Here is a 9,882-nt window from a genome sequence, read left to right as displayed (position 1 = left end):
CACCTATTGAGAATTCCCAACTTTATTTTACAGAAACGTTCGACGGAGAAGGTAATTTTCTAACATTGAAATCAAAATTTAATGATGAGGATAATATCAGAGAAGCAATATTAGCTTATTGGAAGGCATACCTGACGATTGGAGATGCATTAGAAATCGCGCAAGATGACAATTTTATGTCTCAAGTTGATAATATCGAGCGCTATGTTCAAGGCAGTTATGAGATTTTTGGCGGTTGGAACTCTATTACTCGTAGAAACGCCATGGCTGAAGGGCTGTCCATAGATCGTGTTAGATGATCCACTTAGTGTCCACTCAATGTGTCACATGTTGTTAATTACTGTCAGCCACTGGCATCTAACTAATTGATTTTTTTACAAATCATTGTTTTTCCTCAGCACTTGGAAGAGTGTAGGAATTTCGGACGCGGGTTCAACTCCCGCCAGCTCCACCAAACATTCATTCATGATGCATCATGAACCTTAAAAAAGCCTGTAACTTCAACGAGTTGCAGGCTTTTTTGTTGCATGTGTGGTCATGATCTCTGTATGAATCTTGACCTTTTGGCACCATGTTTAGCACCACGGTATCGTGGGGCTAAAAAAGCGTGGTGCTAAAACATGCCTAAGCAACTGAAACCCTTAACAAATGTGGAGATCGCTGGCGCTAAGCCCCGTAGCACGGACTATGAGCTACGGGACGGTGAAGGCCTGTACTTGCTGGTTAAGACTTCAGGGAGGAAGGCCTGGCATTTCGAGTATTATCATCCCGTCACCAAAAAGCGCACCAAAACCAGCCTTGGCCCTTACCCGGTCGTTACACTGGCCATGGCTCGCGAAACTCGCACGAAATACAGACGACTGCTCTGGCAGGGCATAGATCCCCGTCAACACTTAGCAGCAATAGCCGAAGAAAAACGTATCCAGAATGAATGCACGCTGGAAAAAGTTGCGGAACAGTGGCTCAAAGAGAAAAAACGGACCAGCGATCTTAGCGAAGATCACGCCAAAGATGTCTGGCGCTCGCTGGAGATGCACGTCTTCCCCTCTCTGGGTAACACGCCCGTCACAGAGATCCGCCCGAAGATGCTCAAGGAACACCTCACACCGCTGGAAGAACAGGGCATCCTCGAAACGCTGCGGCGGGTTATCTCACGGCTCAATGAAATCTTCCGCTTCGCCATCTCCGAAGAGCTCATCGAGTTCAATCCGGCTGACAACCTGGTCGCCCGCTTTAAGAAACCGAAAAAGCAGAACATGCCCGCCCTTCACCCCAGCGAGCTGGGCAGGCTGATGCTGGCCTTACAGAACGCCTCTATCCGCAAGGAAACCCGCTGCCTTATCGAATGGGAGCTACTGACCTGGGTTCGCCCCGGCGAAGCCGTCAGTGCCCGCTGGTGCGACATCGATATGAAAAAAGCGGAATGGCGCATCCCCGATACTTTTATGAAGATGGACCGTTCGCACACAGTGCCGCTGAGCAAACAGGCGCTGCGCATTCTTCAGATCATGGAGCCCGTCAGCCGCCATCGCCCGTGGGTCTTCCCCAGCATACGCAAACCGCTGGAGCATATGCACCAGCAGACCGCGAACGCCGCGCTTATCCGTATGGGTTTCGGCGGTGAACTGGTCGCCCACGGCATGCGCAGCATCGCCAGGACCGCAGGCGCAGGTCATTTCCCCCGTGAAGTTCTGGAATCTGCACTGGCACACCAGAAAGAAGACGAGATCGAAGCGGCCTACAACCGCAGCGACTATCTGGAACAAAGGCGACCGCTGATGCAGTGGTGGGGAAACTACGTTGATGCCGCCAGACGGCAGGCGCTGCTCGGTGAAGAAGAACCACTGCGGATCGTGGAAGGAGAATAATGTGACCAGTCCCATTCGTCAGAATCTGTTTGAGCGGGAATGTGATATGCCGCTGCTGGAAGCGCGGCATCTCGCCCTTCTGCTTCTCGGCCTTGATGCATCCCAACCGGCAAACGCCCTGCCGGAAGAACATCAGGAAAATTACCGTATCCTACACGACGCTATCAGCCGCACCATCAAAGCCACAGGCATGGTCAGCGCCCCGGCGAATAAACGCATGTTCTATGCCGATGAAATGTTCGCCCTGGCCTGGCGGCTTATTGATGACGAACTCACGCCACCAGAAATTAAGGCCCGCAGCCTGAAGGCGGTGATGAAACTGTCACGTAACAGCCGTGGCCGCAAGTGGCTGAAGACGCTCGGTGACGACGCGCTACCAGATCTCACTACTTCAGCACAACCTTCCCAGCGTGGGATGCATAAACGCGACAAGGCACGGGAGAATACTGCCCGACTCTGCTGGCTACTGGTTCAGCTACTGGTTGAGGAGACTGACGGGCGTTATGGGACGTCTGATAAGCCGGCTTCGGATCGGATACTTCGGAAGCTAAAAGCGTTAGCTCAAGAGCGGGAATTGTTGTCAGACGGGCTTGGGCGAGGGACCTTTTATGAGGTACTGAAGATGGGACGGGAGAAGAGAACGTAAGTAGTCGCTCCCAGTGGCGAGTGTAGCGAACCAATTAAGCTCTGAAACTTCAGGTGTATAGTCGGCTTCGTGCCATGAGTGGACGCCAGTGGGATTTACATGTCAATTGACGACCACTCCAGATCTATTTAACATGCCAATTAAGCTGTATAAAAAAACAGGGGTATCATAATGGCGTTGGCTTTAATTGGTGAAAAAATTGACAAAAACCGTTTTACCGGTAAAAAAATTGAAAACAGTACGTTTTTTAACTGTGATTTCTCTGCTTGCGATCTTACCGGTACTGAGTTTATTGGCTGTCAGTTCTATGACCGAGAAAGCCAAAACGGTTGTAATTTCAGTCGTGCAAATCTGAAGGATGCAATTTTCAAAAGTTGTGATTTATCGATGGCAAATTTCAAAAATGTCAGTGCTCTTGGTATCGAAATTCGCAGCAGTCGCGCTCAAGGGGCTGATTTTCGCGGTGCAAGCTTTATGAATATGATAACGACTCGTACCTGGTTTTGTAGTGCATATATAACAAACACAAACCTAAGCTATGCCAATTTATCAAAAGTTATACTTGAAAAGTGTGAGCTATGGGAAAACCGTTGGAATGGAACTCAGGTTCTTGGCGCAACGTTCTGCGGGTCAGATCTTTCGGGTGGAGAGTTTTCTTCATTTGATTGGCGTTCAGCCAACTTTACCCACTGCGATCTGACAAATTCGGATCTTGGTAGCTTAGATGTGCGGGGAGTCGATTTACAGGGAGTCAAATTAGATAGCTATCAGGCGTCACTGATTATGGAGCGTCTTGGGATCTCGATTATTGGTTAGATACTCCAGTTAACCCGAAATCAACGTCTCATTTAATTACCAACATCTGCTTCTCGCTCACAGCAGACCTTTAGCTCTGTGACATTTTCCACTTTGTGCCAGGTATAGTCATTCACACCCTGAGAGTTACACTTTTAAGTGATTCAGGGTATGCGCTTATTGGTTACGAATATTGTGCCTGAATCATGTGATTTGATGATTGCCGCTTTGCTTTCGAGCCAGTAAGTGCTCCACGTTCGCTAACGAATACTCAGGGCATGCAGAAAAACTGCTGACTATATTTCTTTCGAAGAGCGTGGAATGCATACCAATCCCCGATAAAAAGGAGTTGGTGATGACTGCGAAAGATCAGTTTGCTGCTCATTTTGGTTTGGACTGGGCGGATAAAAAACACTATGTCTGCGTTCAGTTTAAAAACGGTGATCGCATATTTCATGTGACTGAACATACGCCTGAGGCACTTGATATCTGGCTCAATGAGTTACACCAGAGGGCGAAAGGCAAGATTGCTATTGCCGTTGAGCTGAATAAAGGCCCGGTGGTGTATGCACTCCAGAAGTACCCATTTGTCACTGTTTTTCCATTACACGCTTTGTCACTGGCCCGCTACCGACAGGCTTTCTGGCCCAGCGGTGCGAAGGATGATCCGCAGGATGCTGAGCTGGCATTAGACCTGAGGCTACGTTATCCCCACAAGATAAAAGCCATTGAAGCCGACAATCCGGGTATACGAATCAGCCTGCAGCACACCGCTGAAGCCGGCAAGATGGGTCTGCGGATGGATGCCTTTTCTATCCGGGCTGTAAGCGAACCACACGGCAGGCGCCAGCGCTGACCCGGCATTGCGGTCATCACGAACATACGTCCACAACCGCCCGGTCTTCGTCTTCTTATTACCCGGCAGCAGCACCTGGACAGGCGTATCGTCACCATGGAGTTTGCCGTCGGTCAGGACATAGCCCTGAAGCGCCTCTTCCAGCGGGGACAGCAGCCTGCAGCATGCATCCCCCCAGCCCGTCAGCAGTGAACGGCTCAGCTCCACACCCTGGCGACCGTATATTTCTGACTGGCGATACAGCGGGGCAGCAGCGGCGAGAAGGTCATTCTGAACCAGGTTGTTGACCGTCGCCTGTCATAGATGAAACCGGTGGGCGTTCTGACGAACCTGAATCATGCAGGGCTTCAGGATTCCCGGGGACTTCGCGTTATCGACCTCTTAACCATGGACAACGGCATCTGGGTGAACTTCGACTGGGCCAGCTACCGCAAGACCGTATCGCATCTGAGGGCAGTGAAATGAACATCGTAAAAACACATACGGGGATCGTGCTCTCCAAAGACGGCCCAAAGCGCATGAAGCTGCATGAGACTGAAAAAATGTGGTGTGCCGGGAAAAACGAGATGTACCACAAGGAGACCGGTCGCCGTCATTTTGGGGAATTAACTCGTCGCCGGCTGCTGGATAAGATTGAGAAAATCGGGAGTGAGTCATGAACGAAACCACTGTGAAACAAACCAAAAAGGTGATCGCAATTATCGCTGAGTACCTCCAGCGCGCCAGCCGGAATGAGCAGCTGCAGGAAGCCAAAATTCGCCTGGATAAGAAAATGGTTCTGCTTTCCGACAAGGGCATGCTGATGGCGGCGTTTGTACCGGCCATGACCAGCTACACCCGGGAGAAGTTCTTCGAAGCAATCGCCTTAGCACTGAAGGCCGCGCAATTAGCAAGCCACGTTATCTCAAAGCAGGCACCATGAACAGCCCAAGTGCAAAGGCTCGCTGGATTGGGAGCAGCACTACGGATTCATGAAAGTCTATAACGTCGATGGCAAAGAGCTTTATCAGGGCCGCTGCATGTAGTGTAAGACGTACTGGGGAGTGAAAAACGAAATGAGCAACAATATCACAGTACTGCAATAGCGTATGAAAGTGACATGAGGAAAAGATTTATAAACTATGATTGTTTTTATGCTTACTAAGCTGACGAAGTATTAGGTCTGATGCATAATTAGTCAATACTAACCACCCCAAACTATCAGGTGATGTAATTAAATTAATCATAAATGTATCTTTATATTAAGGAACCAGCTTGAAAAAGAGAACTAGTTGTTTAGTTATTAGCAGTATCCTGGGAAGTGCGGGAGTGTTGACCGCACCAGCGGTTTGGGCTGACTGTACAGACCCGACTGCCGCGACGGTAACGTGTAATAACAGCGTTACGGTACCGCAAAAGTTTCAAACTTTTGGGCAAAGCGTGATAATTGCGTCGGGCACGCAGTTTAAAACGACGGGAGGGACTGAAGCAGTCTACTTTTCCAGTCATAACGCAAACCTACAGAATAATGGCAGTATTTCTTCAGACAGTGATGGTATCCGGTTCTTTTCCACAAATAATTCGCAGGTTATTAATAGCGGTACAATTAGTACACCTGGTGACAACAGTAACGCCATAAACGTGGCAGAGGTATCCGATAGTGCGCTGGAGAATAAGGGGACGTTGACCACAACCGGCGCCGCGGGTAATGGGATCCTGCTGAACGCTGTCGCGCGGTTGTCGGTTAAGAACTCGGGGAGTATCACCACATCAGGCGCAGTCGCTGATGGCATTCATGCCAACTCCACTGAAAGCACTCAAATCGCCAACCAGGGGAATATCACCGTTAATGGGGCCGGCAGCAACGGTATCTATGTCGGGAATAAGGTTAAGGGTACAACGATCCAAAACCTTGATGGAGGTGTTATTTACGCGCCGAATGGGAATGGTATTACCGTTGGTGATTCTGCGGCGATTAGTACGTTGCTCAATACGGGGATCATTGATGGCGGCGTCGCTGGTGTATACCTTGGCGGAACGTCTCAGACCGGTACGCTGGTCAATACAGGGACGATTATTGGCGGCGGCAGTGGTAATGCAGTCGTGATTGAGAATTCTGCCGTGGTAAATCAGTTCGAAAACAAAGGAATCATTGGCGCGTTAACTGGTGATGCGATTCAGGTGTCCAGCACAAGCACAATCGTGGGGGGGATCAATAACGAGGGGATTATTCTTGGGCGTGTAAATGCGCCGAACAGCGCGATGAGTAACAGCGGTATTTTCGAGTTACTCAGCAGCCAGCAGCCCTCAACCGTAAATACTTACGTACAGAATAGCAATGGTGTCCTGGCGTTGCAGGCAGACAGCACCAGTCGCTATGGTCAGCTGAATGTTGCCGGTAACGCTGCACTGAATGGACGGACGCTGGTGATCACCCAGGGTAGCACCAGCTTCGCTGATGGCGATGAACTGGTTGATGTCGTCACGGCTAGTAATATCACGGGCTCACCCTCGTCGGTACTGGATGATTCGCTGCGTTATCAGTTTATTCAGGTGCAAACCGGCACCAGCTACTCGCTGAAAATTGCTGAGACGAAACTGACTACCGTCGGAAATGCCATTACTACCACCAGTAATAATTCATCATTAGTCGGCGTCGGGACCGCGCTGGATAACCTCATCAACAATAATTATACCGGGTCTAAGAACTGCACCGGCGCGCTGGCTAGCACCGTCTGTGCAATCACCTCGTCCTTTAATGCCAGTCAGGTTCACAAAAATGTGGTTCAACTTGCCCCATTGATGGATGGCAGCATGCCGTACATTGCAATGAATAACCTGCGAGCGTTTGGTGACATTGTCAGCGGTCGTCAGGAGTCCTTACGCGGTCAGGGTTATACCAATGAGTTTAATCCGGAGAGATATCTGTGGATCCGCCCGGTGGGGCGCTGGGATAACCAGTCCAGCCGTGGAGATTACGCCGGGTATAACGCAGATACGCGTGGATTCGCCATTGGTGCCGATGGTCTTATATTAGATAAAACCCGACTGGGTCTGGCCTTAGGCATGAGTCGCACAGATGTTAACGATAATTCTGACGATATCAGGCATGACGCACGCATGGACAGCTGGAATCTTCTTGCATATGGCGGGTATGACTTTACCCCAGATACGGGGATGACCTGGCAGACTGGCTTTGGACGAAATAATACGACGGGTAATCGTTACCTGAATATTCAAAACCCTAACGATGGCAGTACCGCTTACAATGGTGTGGCGCATTCTGACTACGATAGTGACACCTTCCAGGCCGGGCTAGGGTTCCAGAGCACCTTCCACCCTCAGGACAATGTGACGCTTACTCCTGAACTGCGTACAGATTACTATCGCGTGAAGGATAACGGTTATCAGGAGACTGGCGCAGCGGATGTCGGCCTGAAGGTAGGAGGGGCCACAACCGAGGCTCTGATTGTTTCCAGCAAGCTGAAAGCAGGTATCAAGCTATCGGAGATTGTTGATGTACATGGTTATGTTGGGGCGGGTTACGATACGAAGAACGATCGCAGCGAGACCACCACGGCATTTATCGGTGCCGCCGACTCGCCATTTACCTACAGTGGCATGAGTGAAAGCCCCTGGATTGCAATGGCTGGTGTTGGGGTAACGGCAAAGTTCAGCGATGTGCTTGACGGCACGGTACAATACGATGCCAGTCAGCGAACAAAATTCACCAGTCAGGGCATTAGCCTGAAGGTTCGTTACGCGTTCTGAATACCGTTCAACGGTATTATTAGCCAGCGACTGACTCTCGCTGGCTTTTTTTGCATAGAAAACCCCCAGCTAGGCTGGGGGTTCCGGAAAGCTTTCAGCTTTGGGCTATTTATTAAAACCCCTTTTGATTTGTTAAAACACCTTGCGGTCTGGCAACTGCAAGTGTCAAACAAGAAATCAAAAGGGGGTCCCAATCGGGGACGAAAAGAGCTTAGCGCACACCCGATGGAACTATAAATATCACATAGTTTTTGCGCCGAACTCGTGAAGAGCCCCTTTGGACGATCGGTGACAATTTTTGCCGCGACGGAGCCTTCGATCAGCGTTGCGGTCGAAATACCAATCGATTCGGTAATCGCCAGTGATTTATGGCGTGTGTGCGGTATGAAATACCGTACCTGAATCGTTCCGCCGTTACGTGCCGGGCTGAGAAGAACCGGTTTAGAGATCACCTTGTTTGCCACATCCCCTAAGCCCATAGCTGCGCCAGCCTGAAGACGCAGACTCTCCAGCCTTTCTTTAAATGCCCTATCGCCATCTAATTCCGCAGGAGATTCCCCTCCTGTTTTCCCAGAGATGAAGCATTAATCAATACCATCGGCATCGCCATATCTATACAGGTGACTTAAATACCGCCAAATACGTTTGTCACACTGTCCGTCGGCAACAATTTCCCAGTTTTGGAACCCGCAGAGTTCAGGAAAGTTAAGCCAATGGGCGCGGCGGTCCCCGGAACACCATCAATCTGGGTATCGCCTTCATAAACCACACGATAATCAGGTGGCCGAATCGTTCTTCAGTTCGCTGAATAAATAACGGTTCAGAAAACGCATATATAAAACCCGGGATCTGGCCCGCGCGGATATCCGCTTTCAGATATCCGAGGCACGAATTGCTTTGCAGGATTGGCCGCTTGCTGAGTTAACAAAGGTTCAAATTCCCCACGATGGTGAAGTGTTTCGGGCGCCCGTTGATCATCAGGGGTTGAAGTCTTGGCACGATGCATGGTTATTGCATCGCAGCCCTTATCTAAGGAGTGCCACATTAATCTTGCCGGTATTAGGAGGCGTGCCGAAGTATAGGGTCACCTCTCTTGCAATATTGTATTCGTTGTCAATTCTGGTGAGGTACATGCCAAGTGCGTAGAGGTGGGTGGAAGGAGGTGATTGGGACTAGCATTTAAGTGTCATGCGTGCCGTACTGGACGTATTCTCGCTCAGAGCTAACGGTGAGATAGCCACATCTATTATGATATGTTTGTAGTCGTACGTTGCCATTCGTTAACCATAGCAAATCTTATCTCGATGGGCCAATTGAATAAAAATCATTTATTTTCAATAAATTAATCTAGCGCCATCATTTTTGATGGCAAAGAAACTCTTCCCGGACTCATTACTTTCTTTCTGGACTTAAGTTTTTCCTCCGGACATATACCTCCCCTTCCTGTTCCGCGCTATAACCGCTTCGACACTCTGTTCCCGTGAGGTGCAATCATGAAAACCCGTGCTGATAGTAACAATGCTTTTCCCGAAAGCGGCAACGTGCGTATACGGCAGGTGGTCCAGTTTCTGGCGATGAGTGAATCGTCAGTTTACCGCCTGATGAAAAACACCGACTTTCCGCGCCCCGTCCACCTTTCTTCCCGACTGGTTGTCTTCGATGCTGCTGAAATTCGTCAGTGGCAGCAGCGCCGCACCGTCATCCGTTAATCCACGCTCAGGGATGAGCCAACTGATACCTCATCATGGAACGCGCCCCTTTTTTCAACAAGCAGTCTCCCGACCGCACGCTCGAAGTAGTGCTCCTCGCCGGAAGCCTGGCATGAGAGACCTCACGCGTGTAGCGAAAAGAGACTGACCGGGAAGATGATTGAATCGCCACAAGCTTAACAGTTACATCTCAGTCATTTAAGAGTAATAAAGAGAGGTGTCCCTGAGCGGTGAGTGCTATCCCTAAGAGTTTATACT

General features: G+C 49.8%; 8 protein-coding genes and 6 pseudogenes. 12 read left to right on the top strand and 2 right to left on the bottom strand.

Features of this window, described 5'->3' with window-relative positions; translation table 11 throughout:
* The 5 genes and pseudogenes from NNN71_RS21480 to NNN71_RS21460 all read left to right on the top strand — a co-directional run.
* Positions 1 to 299, top strand: a 299-nt coding sequence (locus NNN71_RS21480) for a hypothetical protein (RefSeq protein WP_271459295.1), incomplete at its 5' end; no start/stop codon positions are given.
* A 321-nt stretch (positions 300 to 620) separates the two neighbouring features.
* On the top strand, positions 621 to 1,868 hold the full coding sequence (locus tag NNN71_RS21475; protein WP_267453842.1) for an integrase domain-containing protein: 1,248 nt from the start codon (positions 621 to 623) through the stop codon (positions 1,866 to 1,868).
* Position 1,869: 1 nt separating this feature from the next.
* The gene (locus tag NNN71_RS21470) at positions 1,870 to 2,514 is read left to right on the top strand and encodes a hypothetical protein (protein WP_267453843.1); all 645 of its coding nucleotides are present in this window, start codon (positions 1,870 to 1,872) and stop codon (positions 2,512 to 2,514) included.
* Between the two features lie 171 nt (positions 2,515 to 2,685).
* On the top strand, positions 2,686 to 3,330 hold the full coding sequence (locus NNN71_RS21465; protein WP_267453844.1) for a Qnr family pentapeptide repeat protein: 645 nt from the start codon (positions 2,686 to 2,688) through the stop codon (positions 3,328 to 3,330).
* A gap of 334 nt (positions 3,331 to 3,664) precedes the next feature.
* A pseudogene (locus tag NNN71_RS21460) lies at positions 3,665 to 4,075 on the top strand (IS110 family transposase); the annotation flags it as partial.
* Here the strand turns inward: NNN71_RS21460 and NNN71_RS21455 are convergent.
* Positions 4,019 to 4,423, bottom strand: a pseudogene (locus tag NNN71_RS21455) (IS66 family transposase); the annotation flags it as partial. The pseudogenes NNN71_RS21460 and NNN71_RS21455 overlap by 57 nt on opposite strands.
* Between NNN71_RS21455 and NNN71_RS21450 the strand changes: the two are divergent.
* The 5 genes and pseudogenes from NNN71_RS21450 to NNN71_RS21430 form a co-directional block, all read left to right on the top strand.
* Positions 4,397 to 4,630, top strand: a pseudogene (locus tag NNN71_RS21450) (DNA replication protein DnaC); the annotation flags it as partial. The pseudogenes NNN71_RS21455 and NNN71_RS21450 overlap by 27 nt on opposite strands.
* Positions 4,627 to 4,824 carry a hypothetical protein gene (locus NNN71_RS21445; RefSeq protein WP_267453845.1) on the top strand — a complete coding sequence of 66 codons (198 nt, stop codon included), beginning with the start codon at positions 4,627 to 4,629 and terminating at the stop codon, positions 4,822 to 4,824. The pseudogene NNN71_RS21450 and the gene NNN71_RS21445, both read left to right, overlap by 4 nt.
* On the top strand, positions 4,821 to 5,087 hold the full coding sequence (locus NNN71_RS21440; RefSeq protein ID WP_267453846.1) for a hypothetical protein: 267 nt from the start codon (positions 4,821 to 4,823) through the stop codon (positions 5,085 to 5,087). The genes NNN71_RS21445 and NNN71_RS21440 overlap by 4 nt, the downstream gene beginning before the upstream one ends.
* A 332-nt stretch (positions 5,088 to 5,419) precedes the next feature.
* Positions 5,420 to 7,915, top strand: a complete 2,496-nt coding sequence (locus NNN71_RS21435) for an autotransporter family protein (RefSeq protein ID WP_271459294.1) — start codon at positions 5,420 to 5,422, stop codon at positions 7,913 to 7,915.
* Between the two features lie 193 nt (positions 7,916 to 8,108).
* Positions 8,109 to 8,174: pseudogene (locus NNN71_RS21430) on the top strand (IS200/IS605 family transposase); the annotation flags it as partial.
* Between the two features lie 31 nt (positions 8,175 to 8,205).
* Here NNN71_RS21430 and NNN71_RS21425 read toward each other — a convergent pair.
* A pseudogene (locus NNN71_RS21425) lies at positions 8,206 to 8,705 on the bottom strand (PrpF domain-containing protein); the annotation flags it as partial.
* A gap of 703 nt (positions 8,706 to 9,408) precedes the next feature.
* On the opposite strand from NNN71_RS21425, the gene NNN71_RS21420 reads away from it, so the two are divergent.
* Complete coding sequence (locus NNN71_RS21420) at positions 9,409 to 9,624, top strand: AlpA family transcriptional regulator (RefSeq protein ID WP_267453960.1); 216 nt, start codon at positions 9,409 to 9,411, stop codon at positions 9,622 to 9,624.
* 35 nt (positions 9,625 to 9,659) lie between these two features.
* A pseudogene (locus NNN71_RS21415) lies at positions 9,660 to 9,737 on the top strand (hypothetical protein); the annotation flags it as partial.
* Positions 9,738 to 9,882: the final 145 nt, after the last annotated feature.

Origin of the sequence: Kluyvera sp. Awk 3, from assembly GCF_028069715.1 — a bacterium.
GTDB classification, from domain to species: domain Bacteria; phylum Pseudomonadota; class Gammaproteobacteria; order Enterobacterales; family Enterobacteriaceae; genus Kluyvera; species Kluyvera georgiana_A.
Note: the sequence above shows the minus strand (reverse complement) of the source record. Positions and strands in the feature narration are given on the sequence as shown.